General features: G+C 69.0%; 22 protein-coding genes. 14 read left to right on the top strand and 8 right to left on the bottom strand.

The genetic code is table 11. From position 1 onward, the window contains the following. Positions 1 to 19: 19 nt before the first annotated feature. On the bottom strand, positions 20 to 2,569 hold the full coding sequence (locus VV02_RS25340; RefSeq protein WP_157063563.1) for a tetratricopeptide repeat protein: 2,550 nt from the start codon (positions 2,567 to 2,569) through the stop codon (positions 20 to 22). A 117-nt stretch (positions 2,570 to 2,686) separates the two neighbouring features. Between VV02_RS25340 and VV02_RS25345 the strand changes: the two genes are divergently transcribed. Continuing rightward, complete coding sequence (locus VV02_RS25345; RefSeq protein WP_083450625.1) at positions 2,687 to 3,016, top strand: helix-turn-helix domain-containing protein; 330 nt, start codon at positions 2,687 to 2,689, stop codon at positions 3,014 to 3,016. Here the strand turns inward: VV02_RS25345 and VV02_RS25350 are convergent. The 3 genes from VV02_RS25350 to VV02_RS25360 all read right to left on the bottom strand — a co-directional run bounded on the left by VV02_RS25350 (position 2,992) and on the right by VV02_RS25360 (position 4,972). Continuing rightward, the gene (locus VV02_RS25350; RefSeq protein ID WP_052596209.1) at positions 2,992 to 3,606 is read right to left on the bottom strand and encodes a copper resistance CopC family protein; all 615 of its coding nucleotides are present in this window, start codon (positions 3,604 to 3,606) and stop codon (positions 2,992 to 2,994) included. The two genes, VV02_RS25345 and VV02_RS25350, sit on opposite strands and share 25 nt — an antisense overlap. Continuing rightward, on the bottom strand, positions 3,603 to 4,307 hold the full coding sequence (locus tag VV02_RS25355; RefSeq protein ID WP_052596211.1) for a YcnI family copper-binding membrane protein: 705 nt from the start codon (positions 4,305 to 4,307) through the stop codon (positions 3,603 to 3,605). Before VV02_RS25355 ends, VV02_RS25350 begins: the two co-directional genes overlap by 4 nt. Before the next feature lie 83 nt (positions 4,308 to 4,390). Next, positions 4,391 to 4,972: a hypothetical protein gene (locus tag VV02_RS25360; protein ID WP_052596213.1), complete on the bottom strand. Its 582-nt coding sequence runs from the start codon at positions 4,970 to 4,972 to the stop codon at positions 4,391 to 4,393. Positions 4,973 to 5,028: 56 nt separating this feature from the next. Here VV02_RS25360 and VV02_RS25365 point away from each other — a divergent pair, with 56 nt between their 5' ends. The 6 genes from VV02_RS25365 to galK all read left to right on the top strand — a co-directional run bounded on the left by VV02_RS25365 (position 5,029) and on the right by galK (position 11,723). Beyond that, positions 5,029 to 5,901, top strand: a complete 873-nt coding sequence (locus tag VV02_RS25365; protein WP_052596215.1) for a M56 family metallopeptidase — start codon at positions 5,029 to 5,031, stop codon at positions 5,899 to 5,901. Between the two features lie 179 nt (positions 5,902 to 6,080). Then, positions 6,081 to 6,656: a DUF4282 domain-containing protein gene (locus VV02_RS25370; RefSeq protein WP_052596217.1), complete on the top strand. Its 576-nt coding sequence runs from the start codon at positions 6,081 to 6,083 to the stop codon at positions 6,654 to 6,656. A gap of 99 nt (positions 6,657 to 6,755) precedes the next feature. Then, the gene (locus tag VV02_RS25375; RefSeq protein ID WP_052596219.1) at positions 6,756 to 8,369 is read left to right on the top strand and encodes an outer membrane protein assembly factor BamB family protein; all 1,614 of its coding nucleotides are present in this window, start codon (positions 6,756 to 6,758) and stop codon (positions 8,367 to 8,369) included. 204 nt (positions 8,370 to 8,573) lie between these two features. Then, positions 8,574 to 9,386 (top strand): GTP pyrophosphokinase, encoded by an 813-nt coding sequence (locus VV02_RS25380; RefSeq protein ID WP_083450428.1) that lies wholly within the window; start codon positions 8,574 to 8,576, stop codon positions 9,384 to 9,386. A 91-nt stretch (positions 9,387 to 9,477) separates the two neighbouring features. Continuing rightward, positions 9,478 to 10,557 (top strand): galactose-1-phosphate uridylyltransferase, encoded by a 1,080-nt coding sequence (galT, locus tag VV02_RS25385; protein ID WP_169787774.1) that lies wholly within the window; start codon positions 9,478 to 9,480, stop codon positions 10,555 to 10,557. After that, positions 10,554 to 11,723: a galactokinase gene (gene galK / locus VV02_RS25390; protein ID WP_052596221.1), complete on the top strand. Its 1,170-nt coding sequence runs from the start codon at positions 10,554 to 10,556 to the stop codon at positions 11,721 to 11,723. Before galT ends, galK begins: the two co-directional genes overlap by 4 nt. A 113-nt stretch (positions 11,724 to 11,836) precedes the next feature. Here the strand turns inward: galK and pseI are convergent, their stop codons facing one another. Further along, on the bottom strand, positions 11,837 to 12,883 hold the full coding sequence (gene pseI, locus VV02_RS25395) for a pseudaminic acid synthase (protein WP_052596223.1): 1,047 nt from the start codon (positions 12,881 to 12,883) through the stop codon (positions 11,837 to 11,839). Positions 12,884 to 13,020: 137 nt separating this feature from the next. On the opposite strand from pseI, the gene VV02_RS25400 reads away from it, so the two are divergent. The 6 genes from VV02_RS25400 to VV02_RS25425 all read left to right on the top strand — a co-directional run bounded on the left by VV02_RS25400 (position 13,021) and on the right by VV02_RS25425 (position 17,470). Continuing rightward, a complete protein-coding gene (locus VV02_RS25400; protein WP_052596225.1) occupies positions 13,021 to 13,893 on the top strand; it encodes a LysR family transcriptional regulator in 873 nt (290 codons plus the stop codon). Positions 13,894 to 13,981: 88 nt separating this feature from the next. Then, the gene (locus tag VV02_RS25405) at positions 13,982 to 14,215 is read left to right on the top strand and encodes a hypothetical protein (protein WP_052596227.1); all 234 of its coding nucleotides are present in this window, start codon (positions 13,982 to 13,984) and stop codon (positions 14,213 to 14,215) included. Between the two features lie 121 nt (positions 14,216 to 14,336). Next, positions 14,337 to 14,831: a low molecular weight protein-tyrosine-phosphatase gene (locus VV02_RS25410; protein ID WP_052596229.1), complete on the top strand. Its 495-nt coding sequence runs from the start codon at positions 14,337 to 14,339 to the stop codon at positions 14,829 to 14,831. Between the two features lie 4 nt (positions 14,832 to 14,835). Continuing rightward, positions 14,836 to 15,327, top strand: a complete 492-nt coding sequence (locus VV02_RS25415; protein ID WP_052596231.1) for an arsenate reductase/protein-tyrosine-phosphatase family protein — start codon at positions 14,836 to 14,838, stop codon at positions 15,325 to 15,327. Between the two features lie 18 nt (positions 15,328 to 15,345). Then, the gene (locus VV02_RS25420) at positions 15,346 to 16,443 is read left to right on the top strand and encodes a hypothetical protein (protein ID WP_052596233.1); all 1,098 of its coding nucleotides are present in this window, start codon (positions 15,346 to 15,348) and stop codon (positions 16,441 to 16,443) included. Positions 16,444 to 16,795: 352 nt separating this feature from the next. After that, a complete protein-coding gene (locus tag VV02_RS25425; protein WP_052596235.1) occupies positions 16,796 to 17,470 on the top strand; it encodes an SPFH domain-containing protein in 675 nt (224 codons plus the stop codon). 80 nt (positions 17,471 to 17,550) lie between these two features. Here the strand turns inward: VV02_RS25425 and VV02_RS25430 are convergent, their stop codons facing one another. From VV02_RS25430 to VV02_RS25440, 3 genes are all read right to left on the bottom strand, one after another. After that, positions 17,551 to 18,192, bottom strand: a complete 642-nt coding sequence (locus VV02_RS25430) for a response regulator (protein ID WP_052596237.1) — start codon at positions 18,190 to 18,192, stop codon at positions 17,551 to 17,553. Next, positions 18,189 to 19,361 carry a sensor histidine kinase gene (locus VV02_RS25435; RefSeq protein ID WP_157063565.1) on the bottom strand — a complete coding sequence of 391 codons (1,173 nt, stop codon included), beginning with the start codon at positions 19,359 to 19,361 and terminating at the stop codon, positions 18,189 to 18,191. Before VV02_RS25435 ends, VV02_RS25430 begins: the two co-directional genes overlap by 4 nt. An 82-nt stretch (positions 19,362 to 19,443) precedes the next feature. Continuing rightward, positions 19,444 to 19,869 (bottom strand): hypothetical protein, encoded by a 426-nt coding sequence (locus VV02_RS25440; RefSeq protein ID WP_052596240.1) that lies wholly within the window; start codon positions 19,867 to 19,869, stop codon positions 19,444 to 19,446. Between the two features lie 167 nt (positions 19,870 to 20,036). Between VV02_RS25440 and VV02_RS25445 the strand changes: the two genes are divergently transcribed. Next, positions 20,037 to 20,807, top strand: a complete 771-nt coding sequence (locus VV02_RS25445) for a VOC family protein (protein WP_052596243.1) — start codon at positions 20,037 to 20,039, stop codon at positions 20,805 to 20,807. The last annotated feature ends 26 nt before the right edge of the window (positions 20,808 to 20,833 follow it).

A 20,833-nucleotide genomic window follows, 5' to 3' on the forward strand; every position in this document is an offset into this window, starting at 1 on the left:
GCTCCAGGCGTGCGCCGGGTCAGTTGCCCAGCTCGGCAAGCAGCCTGGGCAGGGTGGTGATCGAGAGGGCGACGCTCATCTGCTCGTACGCTGCCTGCGTCTTCTTCGCCAGCACCCGGGCCTCGTCCGGATGCCCTGTGCTGTGCAGACACCACGCCATGCCTTCTTGCGCCCTGGCCGCCTCAAGAACCAGATCGCCACTCGCGATCTCGAGGGCCTCCCGATAGCGCTTCTCCGCATCACCGAATCGGCCGACGCTGCGCAACATGTCTCCGGCGATGGTCCTAGTGTCGGCACGAAAGAACGGTTCGGCGATCTCGTCAGCGAGCGCGATGGCTTCGCTGTGCTCGATGTCGATGTCGACGGACTCCAGCGTTGCGGCACGTGTCTCGATGCGAGCCCCGACATTGAGCGCATCGCAGACGAAGGGCAGATCTCGCAGTCGTCGTGAGATCTCGAGGCCCTCTCGCTGCAGCTCGCGCGCCTCGTCGAACCGTCCCTGGAGCAGTCTGACCTCGCCGAACGACTCCAGCGCGCGGCCGCGCTGCCTCTCCCCGTTCGAGGCTTCAGCGGCGGCGGCAACGGCGTCCTCGTAGCAGCCCGCGGCTTCGTCCAGCCGACCCAGTCTGGTCAGCACCGAGCCGCGGTTCTGCAGGCTGGTGCCACGACGATGATCGTCGCCGAGGTCGCGGTAGATCTCGACAATGTCGCGCAGCTGGCCCTCCACCTCCACGTAGCGCGCGGCCCGCCAGTCGAGACCGATCAGGAGTACCAGCGCGCTGGCCTCGCCAACGCGGTCGCCTGACTCACGACTCTGGACCAGAGCATCTTCAGCCGTCCGACGACCCAGCTCCAGATGTCCTGCCGTGACATGTGCCCAGCCCAGCCGCGACAGTGCCTTACCCAGCGCGGCCCCCGTCGTGCACTGCACCGCGAGGTGGTGGATCAGTGACGCCTCGTCGAGCCGTCCTGTGGACATCAGGAATCGGAACAGGATGAGCGAGAAGTGGTCGACGCACTCTCCGAGTGCGTGGTCTGCGGCGTAGGACGCTACCGCCACCACGTTGGCAATCTCCCGCTCGAGCCACTCGACGGCCTCGTCGAGGGTGGGTTCAACGACGGACATGCCGGATGGCGCATCAAGGCTGGGCCAGTACGACTTCTCCTGCGGCGCGTACACACTCATCGCGAGGTACGCCTCGAACCGGTAGTGATCAAGGAGTCGCCACATGGCCGCCCTGCTCACGCGTGGCACATCGATCTCGTGCCCTGCTGCCAGCGCGTGGACACGTACGAGGTCGTGCAGCTCGACCCGACCCCGCCGGCTGACGCTGGCCAAGGACGCGTCTGTCAGCTCGCTCACCCTGCGCCGCGTCGTCTCGACAGACTCGTCGATCAGCGCGGCCGCCGCTTCGATGCCCCAGTCGGTTCCGGGGTGCAGGGCCAGTCGCCGCAGCGTGTCCTGGGCCGCCAGCGAGAGTCCGTCGACGGAAAGGCTGATCGCGCCTTCCACCTCCGACTCGATGCGCAGCAACGAGCGGCGCTGCTCCACGAGGTCCGCATGGTCGGCCACGGTCAGATCCGCGCGCCGCCGCATGCTCGACCCCAGCACGGCGATCCCCAGTGGCAGCCGGCCGACGGACTCAACCAGTCGCTGCGCTCCTCCGACATCCTCGCCGGATCGGACGCTCATCCTCTGCAGCGCCTCGAGCGCTTCGTCCTCGTCGAAAACCTCGAGGTTGATGGGAATGCCGTCCTGCGGACCGACCAGCGGCCGCCTGCTGGTCACCACCACGGCCGTGCCTGACACGTCAGGGATCAGTGGACGGATCTGTTCGACGCTCGCCGCGTTGTCCAGCAGGATGAGCGCCCGCTTGCCGGACAGCCGTTCGCACAACAGGGCAGCCCGTCCAGCCACGTCCTTCGTGCTGATCTGTGAGCCGGGCACACCGAGCTGGCGCAGGAAACCGTCCAGTGCGGCTGTCGGGTCGACCGGGGGACGGCGATCGTCAAAACCACGCAGATTCACTGCCAGCACAGCGTCCTGCCCGTGGCCGTCAGCGATGAGCAGGTGACTCGCTCGTACGGCCAAGGTGGTCTTACCGACACCGGCCATCCCGGAGATGGCGACCACCGGCGTACCACCGTCGACGGCTCGCACCTCGGCCAGAATCCGCGACAGCTCGTCGGCCCGGCCGACGAAGGGTGCGAGGTCCTCCGGCAGCGCGGCCGCGACGGCAGCGATGGCTGACTCGTTGGCCTCACCCGCAACCACCTGACACGCGTGCAGCCACTGCGCCGCAGCCTCGTCACCGGCCAGCGCCCGTGCGATGTCCACGACGACATCGCGGTCCACGCGAGCCCGACCACCCTGGAACGAGCGATAGACCGTGTTGTACGACGGCAGCTCGGGAATCCCCCGCGCCTGACGCGACTTCGACACCTCGCGGTGCACCGCCCGATAGCTCAGACCGGACCACGCCCTGAGCGCCCGCAGGCTCTCCGCGAGGTCGTCGTGCGTACGCACGTTGGACAGCTCGGGCCTGGGCGCTGCAGAAGGGCTCGTCACGGGTCTCCCCAGCTCGTGATTCACGGGTGATCGACATTGATCGAGGTCTGACCACCGTGCCACACGGTCCACCAGGCTTCCATCAGCGGACGGACCAGACCTGGGGAGGGCCTCGTCATGAGCGCAGTGGCACAAGCGATCGACTATCCATCACTCACGGATCGCCAGCTGCAGATCCTGGGGTTGCTGGCGCAGGATCAGACCGACGAAGCGATCGCGACGCGGCTCAAGCTGACGAGCAGGACCGTCCGGGCCGAGGTCGCACGGCTCTACGACACGTTCGAGGTCCGTAGCCGCTTCGGCCTGGGCATGGCCTACCTCAGGTGGCAAGGGCATCGCCGAGGGACAGCCCCGAATCTGGTGGTCGTACCGGGAGGCAGGTCTCCCGGCGCGACCACCAGATCACGTCGATCCGTGCCGCGTCAGTCGTCCTCGTCGTGGGTGTAGCTCTGACCTGATCTGCGCCGAGCGAGGCCCACCAGTGCTCCGACCACGCCGCCGGCGACCAGGACACCGACCAGGACGATCAACAGGTTCGGACCGGACTCACCGTCGTCCTTCGGCGCGGGCGCCGCGGCGGAAGACGTCGTGGTCGCCGTAGCGGAGCTCGTCCCGGCCGTCGGAGCGGCCGTCGGTGCTGCCGAGGACGGCGAGGGTGCCGTAGTTGACGCCGGGGGAACCGGGACGGCCCAGGTGGTGAACCTGAACGACCCGCTGATCGGGTGTCCGTCGACCGACGTCACGCGCCACTTCACGGTGTACGCGCCGGCCGGGCCGGGCTTCAGCGGCTGAGTGACCGTGTGGTCCACGAACGTCGGCTTGCCCTCATCGACCCGCCCGGACGGGCCGGTGACCTGGATGACCGAGCCCGTGGCCAGCGCCGGGTTGTTAAACGTGAGCACGACGTTCGCAGGGTTCTGAGCGACCGTCGCGCCGTCCTTCGGTGATGTCGAGATCAGGACGTCGTGCGCCGACGCGCTCGGCGCGAATCCGACCATCGTGACCAGGACCGCGAGCAGGAGCAGAAGCCTCTTCATACCGACCCATCCTGCCGCGGCCGGCGCCAGCCGAGCACACCCACGCCGATGCCGACCAGGCCGGCCGCCAGGCCACCGCCGCCGATCCAGCGCGCGGTCGAGTCCGTCTCGTCGGCCTTGGGTGCCGCCTGCGCGACCGGCGCTGCTGGGGCCGCCGCCGGCGCCGTCACCTCGAGGTCGGGCGCGGGGTGCTCAGGTTCCTTGCCGCCCTTCTCGACCTCACTCCAGTGCACGACCTCACCCGAGGAGTAGGTCTGGTCCGCGGGTAGCACCACGTGCGCGCCGGCCTTCGGGAGCTTGCCGACGTTCATCGAAAACTCTTGGAACTGTTCAGGTTTGATCGCACTGGCCGCGTCCGCGGTCCACGTGACGGTGCGTACGGCCTCGGTAATCGTGGTGCCTTCGTCGACGACCGGCTTGGGCAGCTTGGCTGTCGTCGTCGCCACCGTCCAGCCGGGCACCGGCTTCACACTGACTGACAGGAACGGGTCCGTCTGCGGGAGCGTGATGGCCACCTTGGTGGTGTTGGCGTCGTCGCGCTCGTTGGGGACCCGAAAGGTGAGCTGGGAGTACGCCCCGGCCTCGGTCGTACTCGGAGTGACCCGCACGTGGGCCTGCGCTGCGGCGGTGCCGAGAGCGAGCGTGATGCCGGCCAGAGTGGTCACGGCGAGCACGCGAGTGGTGGGCAGGTTGGATCGCATCGTTCGTCCTTCAGGAGTGTCGAGGGTGCGCGTACGACGGACGCCAGGTCGGGCGTACGCGCGGGGTGGGCAGGTGGAGACGCTCAGACGAGCGCGGCCTGCGGAGGTCCTCGACGTCGGGGAAGGCGGAGGAAGGCCGGCGGCGGTGCTGCGACGGCTGGAACGGGGTGTGCGAGGCGGCGCGACACCGGCAGGCGCCCGGACGTCGCAGGCAGTCGGAGGCCGAAGCACGCCGCGAGCGCCCACAGGATGTCCTCGCCACGCGCCAGCAGCAGAGCCAGCAGGACGGTGGCCGCAATGTGCGCGAGGACCATCAGCGGTCCGGTCGAGACGTGCTCGGCCGCGGCCCCGGAAGATCCGCAGGTCACGGTCTGGGCGTGGTGGTGACCGGACGGCGTACACGACTCGGCATGACCACCGAGACGCTCGAACGCCGTGTGCAGCCCCAGCTGGGCCAACCCGAGCATGACCAGCATCGTCGGTCGCCCGATGCGTCGACCTGCGAGAAGCGTTGCGGGACAAAGGATTCCGAAGGTCGTTGCAGCCACGACACCCACGCTGGGTGGCGACCCGCCTGCTGCCACGTGAGCGGTCAGCGACAGCGCCACGGCGACGAGAGCGAAGCTCCCGGCCCTGGCCAGTCGCCATGCGCCCTGGGTCAGCACGTCACAGACTCTAGGCGAGACGGGTCTACATCACGATCGTCAGGGAGGATGTCGACATGCTGGTCATCGCCGTCGTGCTCGTGGCGATCACGCTGGCCTGGCCCGTCCCGCGGCTGCTGCCACGGCTGACGTTCCTGCGGCACGTGCCCGGTCCGGCGCTGCTGCTGTGGCAGGCCGTCTCGCTCGCCGCCCTCATCGCCGGCCTGGCCGCCGCACCGCTCGCGATGCTGGACGCGGCTCGCACGGGCGACGACGTCCCCACGCCGACCGACCACGTCGGCACACTGGTGATCGGACTGTCCGTGACCGGCGTACTCGTGGTCCGTCTCCTGCTCCAGGCCCACCACACCGGCACCGCCCTCCGTCACGCTCGCCGCGAGCACCGCGACCTGGTCGACCTCCTGGGTGAGGGGGTTGCGGGACGCGCGCGAGACGTACGCGTGCTGCCGCACCCCACGCCGACGGCGTACTGCGTGCCCGGCCGGCGGGCGCGGGTGGTCCTGACCGACAGCACGCTGAGCTCGCTGCCACAGCTCGAGCTGGACGCCGTGCTCGCACATGAGCGTGCCCATCTGCGGTTCCGGCACGACCTGGTGCTGGAGTTCTTCACGGTGATGCACTCGGCCGTACCGCCCTGGCTGCGCAGCCCGGGAGGGCTGACCGAGGTCAGTCTGCTCATCGAGGTGCTGGCCGATCATGTCGCGCTCCGGACGGCGACGGCGAAGAGCTTAGGCGGCGCCCTGGTCACCCTCGCTGGTGGCGCCCACCCGAGCGCCACCATGGGCGCCGGCGGCCTCGCTCTGGTCCGCCTCCGGCTGCTCGGAGACCGTCGCCGCAGACCACTTTTGACAGCGCTGACACTCACCGCTGCCGTCCTCGTCCTGGCCCTACCTCTGACCTTGATAGCCCTGGTCATCGCTGGTCATTGAGTCTCTCGGGCCCCTGCGTTAGGGCCACCTCACCAAGCCGAGTCGCCGCGACGCCACATTCAGCCCCTCTGGGCGTGATATCACTGCACTGCTCGCCTGTTACCAGGCACGTCGGCTTGGCCACCTCGAGTCGAGGCGACAGGATGGGCCCTCAGCACATTCCCCCAGGGAGGACACGCATGTCATCGCCGACCAACGGCTCGTGGAACGACAACCCGGAGCAGGGTCCGGGCGCGGGCCCCAACCCGGGCCCCCAGTACCCCGGCTACAACCAGGGCGGCGGCTACGGACAGCCCCAGCCCCAGGGTCAGCCGCCTCAGCAGAGCATCGGTCAGGGCTACCAGCAGCCGCCGCAGGGCGGTCCGCAGGGTCCCGGTCCCCAGGGTCCGGGCAACTTCGGCCAGCAGGCCGTGGGCAGCGCAGGCCAGGTCGTCGGCGGCGCCGGTGACGGCCTCGGTGACCTTTTCAGCGACTTCGGCTTCAAGAAGAACCTGACCGAGAAGATCGCCTCCATCGCCTTCCTTCTGACGGTGGTCTGGGCCTTCCTGCGATTCGTGACCGCCATCTCACACGCCTTCGGCAAGCAGCCGGTCGACGGTGGTGGCCAGGGCGGCCTCAAGAACATGGGCACCTTCGAGGCCTTCATGACCTCGCTCGAGGCGCTTGCAGGTCTGGTGCTGACGGTTGCGATCGCGCGCATCATCTTGGAGCTCGCGGTCAACGTCGCGCGGATCGCGCAGCGCAACAAGAACTGACCCAGGCTCCATTCGTACGACGCGGGTCACGCCCGTGGACGGGCCGGCGAGGCATGACCTCGCCGGCCCGTCGTCGTCTCTGAGCACCCGAGGACATCCATGAGCCGTACGCCCCTCTCGCGACCGGCGCTCGCCCAACCCCTGGCTGCGGTGGGCCTGATCGCGTGCATCATCGGGCCGGTACTGCACGCGAGTCCGGTCGAGCCGTCGGGTGAGTCCCGTTGGCGCTGGCTCACACTCGCGGTCGCGGTGGTCTCGCTCGTCGGCTGCGCCGTGTGGGCGCGCTACAAAGGCACCGAGGCGCTGGCACGGACCGGCGGGGCCGAGCCGCTGGGCGCGCTCCTCCTGGCCATCGGCGTGGTCGGGGCCGCCTACTACCTGCTGCAGGCGATCGACCGCGGGTTCATCAGCACCGGCACGGCCATCAGCGGCCTCGGGGCCCTGCTGGTTGCCGCCGCGCTCGTGGTGCGCCCGTTCCCGTGGGACATCGCCGAGCTGCGACCGCACCTCCGCCTCGCCGCCGGAGTGGCTGCGGGCGCCAGCGTCGCTCTCGCGGCCACCGCGCTGGTCGGACGGATCAACGGCACCGGCGTGACGACGTACGCCGACCCGACGCCTCCCGCGCCTGTCCCGACCAGCGTGAGCAAGCAGGCGTGGTCCTGGACCGCACCCGCCAGGCTGGCCGCTCCTCCCGAGCCCGCGGGCAACGGCTTCGTGGCGGCGACCAAGAAGGCGGTCTACCTCGTCGACGGCGTCACGGGCAAGCCACGCTGGCGCTACCAGCGTGACCACGTCCAGGTCCGCGACATCGACGTCACGCCCGGCGGCAGGCTCGTCGTCGTCGACACCTACATCAACGACGGCGACCACGACGGTCCGCTGATCGTGCTCGACGCCCTGACCGGCAAGCAGCACGCGGCACTGCCACACGACGCGGCTGAGACCTTCACCGGGTCCGCAGCGGTCTCGGGCTCGAAGAACGACCTCACTGCGACCCCCCTGACCGACCGGGGACAGGCATGGTCGCATCGGGCGCCCAGCGGTTGCCGCTTTGGCGACACGGCTGCCTCCGAGTCGACCTTCACCGTCCGAACCCGTTGTGGCGTGGGCACATCGGTCACCACGCCCCGCGACGAGCTCATCGCGTACGACGACCGCAGCGGCTCGGTGCTCTGGCACCACCCGGTCGGTGACAAGGGTCGCGCAAAGACCGTTCTCTCGACCGGAACGGCCGGCGAGGGATGCAACCTGACCGAGCTCACGACGTACCTCCCGCCCAGCACGACGACTCAGTCACAGTCACGGCTGCTCGACGCGCGCACCGGGAAGACACGCATCACCGGCAAACCCGATGAGTCGTTCGGCGCCTGCCGGGACGGCTGGGTGCAGGTCTTCGGGCAGGCCTTCCGCACGACGGGCTGGATCAACCTCGCCACCGGCGCTCGCGGCGGCGCGCGGACTGCGGACGCGGGCCCCCTCGTCCTCCGCGACCAGAGCCTCGGCGTCACCCTCGGGCCGGACGCGTCGACGGCCTCCGTCACGCCGCATGACCTGACCAACCATGCGGGGACGGCGTTCACCGTCGAGACCGGACCGTCCCTCAAGGAGGGCGCACACACGCGCAACGTCGCGGTGCCCGGCGCGGTCGTGATCGTCACTGAAGGAAGCCCGGTGCAGCCCGGCACTCCACCCACGATCATCGGACTCCGCTGACTCCACTTCGCTGGTCGAGTCGGCGAGGCGGGTCTCGATACGGCTCGTTCCTCGCCTACTCGACCCAAGTAGCCGAGACGTATCGAGACCACCCGCGCGCGGTCACCAAGTCTCGATACGCCTCCGCTAACGCTCCGGCTACTCGACCAGCGATGGGTGGGAGGGTCACCGGCGGCGTACAGGATGGGCGTTTAGCATCGACGCATGGTCGACACGTCCGAGTCCGGCGCCGACCTGCTGGGGCTGTTGGGGGAGTTTCGCGAGCTGCGCGATGAGTTCACGCGCTTCATGCTCTGCTACCAGTTCGGGATCGATGAGGTCACCACCAAGATCAAGATCCTGCAGCAGGAGTTCACGCACATCCACGCCTATAACCCGATCGAGCACGTCTCGTCGCGGCTCAAGACGCCCGAGGGGGTGCTCGCCAAGGCGCAGCGCCGCGGTGTGAGCCCTGACCTGGACAGCGTGCGGTCGGAGATCACCGACATCGCCGGCGTACGCGTCACCTGCGCTTTCGTCAGCGATGTCTACCGGGTGTTCGACCTGCTCACCGGGCAGGAGGACGTCCGGCTGATGCTGACCAAGGACTACATCGCGCAGCCGAAGGCCAACGGCTATCGCAGCCTGCACGCCATCGTCGAGGTGCCGGTGTTCTTGTCCGACGGAGCGGTGCAGGTCCCGATCGAGGTGCAGTTCCGCACCATCGCGATGGACTTCTGGGCCAGCCTCGAGCACAAGATCTACTACAAGTACGAGAAGCAGGTGCCGGGCGAGCTGCTCGACAGCCTCAAGGAAGCCGCGACCACTGCGGCCCGGCTGGACACCGACATGGAGCGGCTGCACCACGAGGTGCGGGTCGCGCCCGGCGAGAATGCGCCGGCGGCCAAGGTGCCTTCGCTCGAGGTCTCCGACCGAGCGGTCGCGGCGCTGCGGGAGTTCATCGCGACCGATGGCCAGCTGCTCGCCTCGTCGCCGGAGCCGCCGCCGGAGAAGTGGACCGACGAGGTCGACATCTAGAGACGCGGCGGCCGCTCTTGCTGCCAACGTTGTAATTGGCGCGCCCCCGCGGGTGCGCGCCGCCACCGGTATCAGTAGCGTCATGGCCGTGATGCGAACAACCGGAGAGCTGGCCGACGGCCGCGAGATCATCTGGTACGACGTCGAGGGCTCCCCTCCCCGCGTCCCCGGCACCGATGAGCGCGACCTGCCACACACCGCCACGTCCTCCCAGATGCGCCAGGACGTGCTGACCGGCGAGTGGGTGGCGATCGCGTCGCACCGCCAGTCGCGCACGTTCATGCCGCCCGCCGATGAGTGCCCGCTGTGCCCGTCGCGCGAGGGTCGGCACACGGAGGTGCCGACCGCGGACTACCAGGTGGTGGCGTTCGAGAACCGCTTCCCGTCGTTCTCCAGCCACACCGACGGAGTCGTCCCGGTTGACGACGGTATTGAACACATGCGCGCGGGCGTCGGGCGCTGCGAGGTGGTCTGCTTCTCCTCCGACCACGACGGCTCGTTCGGCTCGCTCTCGCCCGAGCAGGCGCGGCTGGTCGTGGACACCTGGGCCGACCGGACGACCGACCTGTCGGCGGTCGAGGGCGTCGAGCAGGTCTTCCCCTTCGAGAACCGTGGCGCCGAGATGGGCGTGACGCTGCAGCATCCGCACGGTCAGATCTACGCCTACCCGTTCGTGCCGGCGCGGGCGCAGCGCGAGCTGGAGTCGGCTCGCGCCTATCGCGCCGAGACGGGGCGCTCGCTCTTCGGCGACATCGTCGAGCGTGAGGTGGCCGACGGCGTACGCGTCATCGCCTCGAACGACAGCTGGGTGGCCTTCGTGCCATACGCCGCCCGCTGGCCCATGGAGGTCCATTTCTTCCCGCGGGTGCAGCGACCGGATCTGCCGTCGCTCACCGACGCGGAGCGGGACGACTTCGCGCGGGTCTACCTCGACGTGCTCGCCCGGTTCGACCGGCTGTACTCGACGCCGATGCCCTACATCGCGGCGTGGCACCAGGCGCCGGTCCACGTCGACCGCGATCTGGCGTGGCTGCACCTGGAGCTCTACTCGACCCGTCGCGGCGAGGGCAAGCTCAAGTACCTTGCTGGCTCGGAGTCCGGCATGGGTGCATTCGTGGGCGACGTGCTGCCCGAGCAGCAGGCCGAGCAGCTGCGGGAGGCTGGGGCATGAAAGACGTTGCTGCGCTTGTGGACTCGACAGTCAGTGCGTTCGTCACGGAGTTCGGTAGCGACCCGGAGGGTGTCTGGTTCGCCCCTGGTCGGGTCAACCTGATCGGCGAGCACACCGACTACAACGACGGGTTCGTGCTCCCGATCGCGCTACCGCTGGGCACCGTCGTCGCCGTACGCCGCCGCCAGGGTGGCGAGCTGCGCGTCCACTCCGCGGAGGCCGGCGAGACGCGTTCGGCACGGCTCGCAGACGTGGCCCCTGAGCAGGAGCTCGGCTGGCTGGCCTATGTGGCCGGCGTCGGTTGGGCAGCGGCTCAACGCGGACTAGAGGCGCCCGGTCTCGACATCTCCCTGGCCGCCAATCTGCCTCAGGGCGCTGGCCTTTCGTCGTCCGCGTCGCTGTCGTGCGGCACCGCCACGGCGTGGTCGGACCTGGCCGGCTGGGAGCTTTCGGGCGACGACATCGCCGCGCTCGGGCGTACGGCAGAGAATGAGATCGCAGGCGCACCGACCGGAGTGATGGACCAGCTCGCGTCCGTGCACGGCCGCGTCGGGCACGCCATGCAGATCGACACGCGCTCGATCACGGTCGAGCAGATCCCCTTCGACCTTGCGGCACAAGGCCTTTCGCTCCTCGTCATCGACAGCCGTGCACCACACGCGCTGGTCGACGGCGAGTACGCCGAGCGTCCTACGTCATGTCGCGAGGCCGCTCTGATGCTCGGCGTGCCCGCGCTGCGCGACGTGCCTCTCGATGGGCTGGACGAGACACTCGGGCGGATGCGTTCGGAGCTGCTGCGCCGACGAGCCCGGCACGTCATCACCGACAGCGCCCGCGTGATCGAGGTCGGCGAGATCCTCCAAGACGGCGGCGATCCGCGCCGAATCGGCAAGCTGCTCAACGACTCTCACGCCTCGATGCGCGACGACTTCGAGATCACCGTGCCACCGGTGGACGTGCTGCAGGCGGCCGTCGTCGAAGCCGGGGCTCACGGTGCACGGATGACCGGCGGTGGCTTCGGCGGATGCGTGATCGCACTGGTCGAGACCGGAACCGAGGACGACGTCATCAAAGGCGCACAACGCGCAGCAGCCGACCACGGATTCGCCGAACCAGCCGGCTTCGTCGCCCAAGCCGCTGACGGCGCCCGCCGCCTCACTGGTTGAGCCGACCCTCTTCGACTACCCCGCCGAAACGCCCACTCCCCCGGGTCGGATGACTGGTCAGCTCACCCAGGGAAGTGGCCACATCAGCGGGGTAGTCGTCACTGGGCTTCGACTCAGATGAGGTCCCAGGTCAGGGCAGTGCCTCGTGGGACTCCACGGGTGAAGGCACGACCGTTGACCATCTCGAAAGCGTCGGGCGCGAGCCCCCCGGCCGGGCGGATCGACCGGACGTTGTCAGTGGTGACGGCATCGCCCTCCTGCACGTCCGCGACGACGTACAGAGACCGCCGGAAACGCAGACCCTCCTGCTCGGTCGCCACCGCTCCGACACGTGGCTGACCCAACGACTGCCACGCCACTCGCGACTCGCGCACGAGCGAGCGCAGCTCTTCGGGCTCCAGGGAGAAGGACGCGTCCACGCCGCCGCCCTCCCGAGCGAGCGTCACATGCTTCTCGATCAGCACCGCGCCGAGCGCCACCGAAGCCACTGCCGTGCCGATGCCAGGCGTGTGATCGGAGAGACCGATCTCAGCATCAAAGACGTTACGCATCAACGGTATTCCGCGCAGGTTCGACTCGGCGGGATCGGCCGGATAGCTGGCGGTGCAGGACAGCACGATGATCTGGTCGTTGCCCGTGGAGCGAGCGGCTTCGACGGCGGCATGGATCTCGCCGACGGATGCCATGCCCGTCGAGATGATGATCGGCTTGCCCGTCGATGCCGCTGCCCGGACGAGCGGCAGGTCAACGATCTCGGACGATGCGATCTTGTACGCCGGCGCCTCCAGGCCCTCCAGCAGCTCGATCGCCGTCGCGTCGAACGGCGAGGAGAAGCAGACCAGGTCCAGCTCACGAGCCAGCTCGAAGATCGGCTGGTGCCACTCCCACGGCGTGTGCGCCTCGGTATACAGGTCCCAGAGCGTGCGCCCGCCCCACAGCTCGTGCTTCTCGGACAGCCGGAAGTCGGGCGCGTCCGAGTCGATGGTGATCGTCTCGGGCTTGTACGTCTGCAGCTTCACCGCGTGCGCCCCGGCGTCGGCGACCATCCGCACGATGTCCAGCGCCTTGTCCAACGAGCCGTCGTGGTTGCCCGACACCTCCGCGATGATGAACGGCTCGTGGTCCGGGCCGATGTCGTGCTTGCCGATGCGCACACTCATGGGGCTGCCTCCTGATCCGTCGGCACGCGAGTCGCGCCGTCGTCCCCACGACCGTGCGTCCGCACCGTGCGCACTGTCCAAGACTCATCCCCGATAGCCTCATAGGCGAGACGAATAGCCGCAGGTCAGGAGGTCGCATGGACATCGACCCCGGTCTGCTCCGCACGTTCCTGGTCGTGGCTGACGAGGGCACCGTGACGGCTGCCGCGCGGCGCCTGTTCATCTCCCAGCCGGCCCTCTCCGGGCAGGTACGCCGACTCGAGCGGGCGGTCGGCCTCACCCTCTTCGAGAGGCGACCGACCGGCGTACACCTCACCGACGCGGGCCGTGCGTTCCTCCCGTACGCCGAGCAGTCCCTCGCCGCGCTCGAGCAGGGCGTGGCCGAGGCAGCGGCCGCCGCCGGTCAGGGCACGCTCCGGATCGACGTCCTGGACGCGGCCCTGACGACGCCGCAGCGCGTGATCGCGAGGCTGCGCGAGCGGCTGCCACAGGTCACGCTGGAGATCAGTGATCGAGGTGCGATCGAGCAGGTACGCCGGCTGCGGGCTGGGGCGCTCGACCTCGCCCTCGCGGGTGCGGGCCCTCCCGAGGCGGGGCTCGTCGACACGCCTCTCCTGGAGGAACCCCTCGGCATCGCCCTGCCGGTGACGCACCACCTGGCACGGCAGGACGACGTACGGCTGGCGCACCTGAGCAGGGAGATGCACTATCTGCCGCGGGCTGAGTTCGCGCCCGACTGGGTCGAGCTGGTGCTGCGGTTGTGTCGGGAGGCGGGTTTCGCGCCGCGCACCCTGCCCCTGCACTCGGAGTCGACGGATGCGCCGCTGCAGCTCGTGGCCGCTGGTGAGTGCGTGGCGGTCAGCCTCCTGAGCACGCCCGTGCCGGCCGGGGTCACGATGCTGCCGCTGACCGACACGGTGCCCTACCGGTGGACCTTGCGGTCGCGAGAGGCGGCCTTGCCGGGCGCGCTTGTCACCGGTGCGCTGTCCGCCCTGCGCACCCTCCGGTGAGCGCCGAAACGATGGCAGGTGGCCCGGGTCCACGGCTAGCGTCACGGGACCACGGCTGAGATCCAGCCTCCGACTGCAAGGAGCCACCATGCACCGTCGAACTGCTTCCCTCTCCATCGCTGCCGCCACCCTGGCCCTGGGCGGAGCCCTCGCGGGTGCGCCGTCCGCGAGCGCTGGCGTCTACACCTGGCATCACGAGGCGGACTACTCCAGCTCCGCCGAGTGCAACTCCGCAGGTCAGGCGGCCATCGGTGGCGACTATGTGAAGTACGAGTGCCGCGGCACCTCCGCAACCGAGCTCTGGCTCGCCGAGATCTGGTAGCCGGCGCTGGCCGATAGTGCGAGCCGCGTCGGTATTTCACTGTGAATGACGACGCGGCTTGCACGGTCGGCCAAGTGGGGGTGGGGGCGGCCGTCCGGGCGGGGTGAGGTTTCATGGGTGCATGGCTGCCGACCCGTACCGCATCTGCGTGGTCTGCACCGGCAACATCTGCCGCTCCCCCATGGGCGAGGTCATCCTGACCTCGATGCTCACCGACGCGGGCCTCGCCGATCGCGTCGCCGTGGACTCCGCGGGCACGGGCGACTGGCATGTGGGAGACCCGGCCGACCGGCGTACGGTCCGGGCACTGCACGACGGCGGGTACGACTGCTCGTCCCACCGGGCCAGCCACCTCACGCCTCCCGACCTCGGCTCGCGCGACCTCGTGCTGGTCGCCGACAGCGGACATCTGCACGATGTGCAGCGCATGGCCCGCCACATCGATGCCGACCCTGAGATCCGTCTCCTGCGCGAGTTCGACCCCGCCGCGGTCGCCGCCGGAACGCTCGAGGTCGACGACCCCTACTACGGCGACGCCGACGACTTCGCCCGCTGCTTCGCCGAGGTCCGCGACGCGTGCGCCGGAGTCGTCGAGCACGTACGCGACGTGGTCTGAGCCCATGCGAGGCGTACGCGTTCAGCTCGTCTGCGCGAGCAACACCTGCCGCTCGGCCATGGCTGCCGTCGTCCTGCGCGACCTGCTCGACCGCTCTCCGGTGGGCTCCCGCGCCGAGGTCGGGTCCGCCGGACTGCTCGTGATGCAGCCCGGCCAGCCTGCGGACCCTCACGCCCTCGCTGCCCTCAGCAAGGTCGGACTCGATGGATCCACCCACCAGACAACGCAATTCGAGATCGACGAGGTGGAGGATCACGACCTCGTGCTCTTCATGGAAGAACGCCACATCGGGCTCTTCGAGAGCGCTCGCCCCTCGGCTGAGGCCCGCGAGCGAGTCCGGTTGCTGCGCGCCTTCGACCCGGTCGCGGTCGCCCTGGGCACGCTCGATCTCGTCGACCCCTACGAGCACGGCCAGGCGGCCTACCACCGCTGCCTCAGGGACATCCGCTCCGCCGCGCCTCGCGTCGTGACCGAGCTCGAGCGCCTCGCGGGCTGACCGCACTACTCTCGGCTCGTGGACCGGGCAGCCCAGATCGCAGCGTACGAACGGCAGTTCCGACGCAGCGGCCTGCCGTTGTTCATCGAGGGCCACTCGCCCGCGACGGCGGTCTTCAACCGCGCCCTGCCGCTGCTCATCGTCGTCTTCGTCGCCGAGTGCTCTGCGGCCACCTCGCTGGACTGGTCCGTGCTGGCCAACGTCGGGGCAGCGCTCGGCGGACTGGCGATCCTGGTCGCCGCGTACGGCATCGCCAACCGCCTCCGCAGTCGTCGCTTCTTCGCCCGCCCGGATCGCGCCGGCGGCACCGAACTCGCCGTGTTCGTCCTCGTGCCTGCCCTGCTGCCGCTGCTCACTCAGGGCCAGTGGCACCAGGTGATCGGCATCGCGGCCGGCAACCTCGCGCTGCTCCTGGTCCTGTACGCCGTCATCGGACTCGGCCTCCTCCCCACCCTCTGGTGGAGCATCAGCCGGCTGGCCGGCGAGCTGAGTGCGTCGCTCACCCAGCTCGCTCGCGCGCTGCCGGTGCTGCTGGTTTTCTCGATCGTGCTGTTCGTGAATACCGAGATGTGGCAAGTCTTCTCGGGGCTCGGCTTCGCCAACTCCACCGTCATCGACGCGCTGTTCGTCCTCCTGATCCTCGGCTTCGTGCTGCTGCGGGTGCCGGCCGAGATTCGGGGGCTCGCCGAGAAGGCCGCCGGCCCTCCGCTGCGCCGACGCGAGAAGTTCAACCTCGGCGGCGTGCTCGTGATGTCGCAGCTCGTGCAGATCGCGATGGTCAGTCTGGGGATGCTGCTCTTCTTCGTCGCCTTCGGATCGCTGACGATCAGCGACACGATCTACGAGAGCTGGTCGATCAAGCCTGGCTCATTCCACGAGACCTGGCACCTGGGTGATGTCGACCTGCGCCTAACGAGTGCCCTCTTCAACGTCGCCGCCGCCATCGCCGAGATCACCGGCCTCTACTACGCACTCCAGGTCACGACGGACGCGACGTTCCGGGAGAACTTCGTCACCAGCACGTCGGACCACCTGGAGCGCGCGTTCGAGGCCCGCGCGGAGTACCGCGCGCTCGATCCCGGGCCTGAAGATCACCCGCCGGGCCGCCTGATCTGACCGACGCACCGTGAATTGACTGGAACCCGGAGCCGGTCTGCCCCATCCTTGTCTGCGGCGGGGAAGCAGCCGGAGGAGCGTGCTCCAGACCGGTTCTGCGCGTTGACCCGTCACCTCATCTGGTTCTCACCACCAGGCTGGCAAAGGCGCTCGCGCCCGAGGTTCGAATCCTCTAGCAGTGCTGTCGCCGGTCGGCGCAAGCGTCGGGTCGTCCTGCGGCCCACTCCTTGCCTCGGCTGGAGCCGTGCCCCACGTCTCGACGTGTCGGCCGGCGGCAGCACCCTGAGCCTGTCCGGTGCTGCAGGTCAGATGTGCCGCTCGATCCGTGTATGAGCCTTGAAGGAGGTCCGCCATGTCCCTGTTCCACATCATCGTCCCGACGCGTCACGCCCGACTGGTCTACAAGAACGGGGCGCTGCTGACCGTGCTCGAGAGCGGTCGGCACCGCAAGGTCCGGCAGGCGACGTACGTCGACGTCGACCTGCGCGAGCAGGTCCTGACCACGGCCATGCAGGAGGTCCCGACCTCCGACGGGCTGCTGGTCCGGGCGACCCTCGCGCTGCGATGGGCGGTCACCGACCCGGTGCGCTTCCACGAGGTCAGCGCCAAGCCGCTCGAGACCGTCTACCTCGCCGCCCAGATCGCCCTTCGCGACCTGATGGGTGACAACGCGCTTGAGGTTGTTATTCAGCGAGGTGGCCGTACGCCGACCGGTGACCTGACCGCGGCCGTCGCCTCGGTTGGTGAGCGAGTCGGCATCGACGTGCTGGAGCTCGTCCTCAAGGACGTGCTCATGCCGTCCGAGATCCGAGCTGCAGCAACGGATCTCGCGGCTGCCAAGCAGCGTGGGCAGGCACGGCTTGAGGAGGCGCGAGCCGAGACGGCGGCGCTGCGGTCCATGGCCAACGGCGCTCAGCTGCTCGACCGGCACCCGGCCCTGGCTCAGCTGCGGCTCGTCCAGTCGCTGCCGCCGGGCGCTCGGGTCTCGCTGCAGATCGGCGACGCCGACGCGCCGAGCGACGACTAGCTGGTTGAGCCACAAGGTCCTGGGAGGAGCGCGTTCCACCGCGCGCCTCCCAGGACCTGCTTTGCGGCTCAACCAACCGTTCAGACAAGGCCGTGGTCGAGGGCGTAGATCGCCGCCTGCGTCCGGTCTCGCACGTCGAGCTGGCTCAAGATGTTGGACACGTGGTTCTTCACGGTCCCCTCGCTGACGAACAGCGTGCGCGCGATCTCGCGGTTGGCGGCCCCGGTCGCGATCAGCCGCAGCACATCCAGCTCGCGACCGGTCAACGAGACCGATGGTGATGGCGACCGCCCGCGCAGCATGCCTGCGAGCCGGGTGGAGATCGCCGGTGCGTACTGATCGACTCCGGCGTGAGCCAGCCGTACGGCTTGGGCCAGCTCCGGCGCCGGCAGATCCTTGAGCAGGTAGCCGCACGCACCGGCACGCAGGGCCTGGATCACGTACTCGTCATCGTCGAAGGTCGTCAGCATGATCACGCGGGTGTCGTCGCGCAGCTCGGCGGCCGCTGTGACTCCGTCCATGCCGGGCATGCGGACGTCCATCAGCACCACGTCCGGACGCCGCTCGGTAGCGATCCGGACTGCCTCTGCTCCGTCCGCCGCCGTGCCGACGACCTCGATGCCCGGCTCCAGACTGACCAGGGAGGCGATTCCTTCGCGCACCAGTCGCTGGTCGTCGACGATCAGCAGCCTGGTCGCCGCCCGCTCCGGTGACCCGGTCACGACGGGTTCCGCGGCACGGTCGCCGTCACGGTCGTGCCGCCAGGTCCGGCGTTGATGGTGAGCACTCCGCCGACCGCGTCCAGGCGTTCGCGCATTCCCGTGAGCCCGTAGCCGTCAGGCGATCTGAGAATGTCGAATCCCCTTCCGTCGTCGGCGATTTCGACGCTGCCCTCGGACGGCCCGAACACCGCTCGAACCTGCACGGTCGCCGCCTGCGCATGTCGTCGCACGTTGGTCAGTCCCTCCTGCGCTGCGTGGTAGAGCGCGATCAGAGATCTTTCTCCGAGGTCTCCGGGCGAGCCAGTCACCGACACGGTCACCGCGAGGTCGTCATCCGCGACACCGTCGGCGAGACGTCGTAGCGCAGGTTCGAGCTGGAGTGACCATCCCTCAGAACGCAACGCCCGCACCGACCGTCGTACGTCGTCCAGTGCCTGAGCGGCCGACGTACGGGCATCCTCCAAGGCCCGCTCAGCGAGGGCCGGCTCGATGTCGCGGTAGCGCTGGGACTTCTCGAGCTGGATGGCGATCGCCGTGAGGTGGTGACCCAGACCGTCGTGGATGTCGCGCGCCAGCCGAGTCCGCTCGGCGACCGTGGCCAGGGCCGCGGCCTCCTCGGCGTACGACCGCAGCTGCGCGTGCGCCGAGGAGACCTCGGCGAGCAGCTGCTCCGCGGACGCCTGCCGCGCCTGCGCCCGTGCCGCCACGGTCGCCATCGCGACCGCGAAGGCGTTGCCGATCGTGAACATCAGCAGGTCAGACACGCTCTCGCTGTCGCGCCACCACTCCGGTCGGCGTACGACGAGCGCCACGACGACCACCGTCAGCGCGATCGCCAACGCGATCCCGGTCCGGCGACCGAGCGTCAAGAACGCGTAGAACGGCATGAGTACCAACAGGATTCGAGCGTTGTCCGAGCTGTCCAGCGGGACGGCGGCGGCGATCAGTCCGATCCGTGTCGCGAGGAGGGTCAGCGTGCCGGCGCGACCGATCGGCGTACCCCGCTCGATCGCCTCGAGCGCCACCAAGGTGACCAGTACGGCGACGAAGCCCGCCACCCGCAGGGGCGCCGCGTCGCGCAGACCGGCCGCGACCTCGTACACCCCGGCCGCCAGGACCGCTGCGTAGAGATAGGTCGCCACCCAGCTCATGACGCGTTGCCCATCCATGACCCGAGGCTACGGGCGAGTCTCTCCGTGGAAGGGCGCGTACGGAGGGTCTAGCCAAAGGTCATGGGCCGAGCAGGTGCGCTCAGTCGAGAGGCGGCAGCTGATCGCCCGCGACATGCGTCACCCAACGCACGATGGCCACGTCATCGACGTGGCCGTTGGGGCGTTTGTCGTGGATGGCGTCGTTCTCCGTGACGAGGTAGTGCAACGCCGAGATCACCAGCCGCAGTCGTGCGCTCGTGGTCGGCTCCAGGTCGCACAGCGGCGGCGCGGCCGGGATCTCCTCCAGCTCTTCGACTCGAGCCTCGACCACTGAGTAGGCGATGTCGACATCCAGGCGACCGTTGACGTCCTCGAGCTCACCGACGCCGAAGCGCTTGGTGTCGACCTGCAGGAGCAGCGAGCGCAGTCGGACCGCGTCGTCGGCAAGCTCCACCGCGACCTGACGTGATCGGGTGAAGGCGGCCGACGTCAGGAGACGCGTCAGCCCGGGTTCTTGGTGCGCCACAGCAAGAGAGTAGACACGGAACGGTTCAGAAAGGCACGTTGTCGACCTTTATGAAAATTCGCCGTACCAATGTGGGATAGCGGCTGTCGTACGACAATGGTTGGCTGTCCATGAATCATCCGCGCCGCTGCGGCTCGTCGTGAGCGGCGACTGACCTAGGAGACTTCATGGGCACTCGCGACACCGCGTGGCCGGCCGGCACACCGTGCTGGGTCGACTGCGGATTCGAGCACGTCGACAAGGCCCGGAAGTTCTACGGCCACCTGTTCGGCTGGGACATGGAGCCCGGGCCGGCCGAGACCGGCGGCTACACCATGTGCCTCAAGAACGGCCGCCCGGCCGCGGCGATCTCCGAGAGCCAGGACGAGGACGTACCCACGTTCTGGGCGACCTATCTGGCGACCGACGACGTCGATGCCACCACTACCGCGGTCCGTGAGGCAGGCGGTCAGGTCGTCGTGGAGACGCTGGACATCCCGGGCTCCGGCCGGATGGCGATCTACCAGGACCCGACGGGAGCCCAGTTCAGCGTCTGGCAGGCCGATGGCCACACCGGCATGCAGATCTACCACGAGCCGGGCACGGTCGCCTGGAACGACCTGATGACGCGCGACCTTCCGACGGCGATGGACTTCTACGCCAAGGTCTTCGGCTACACCTACGAGGACGCAGGCGATGGCTACCAGGTCGTGAAGCTCGGCGACGGCACGACGGTCGCTGGGATGCACCAGGCCGAGCATCTGCCCGATGACGCTCCGTCGACCTGGCTGGTGCACTTCGCGGTCGCTGATCGTGACTCGACGGTGTCGCTCGCCGAGATGGAGGACAACATCGACGTACTGCTGACCTTCGACACCCCCTTCGGCCCCGAGGCCACGCTGCGCGGTCCGGAAGGCGAGATCTTCAACGTGATCTCCTCGAACGACGACGACAACTGAGCTGGGTGGCGCCGATTCGCGGCGGG

This window comes from Luteipulveratus mongoliensis, from assembly GCF_001190945.1.
Taxonomy (GTDB): domain Bacteria; phylum Actinomycetota; class Actinomycetes; order Actinomycetales; family Dermatophilaceae; genus Luteipulveratus; species Luteipulveratus mongoliensis.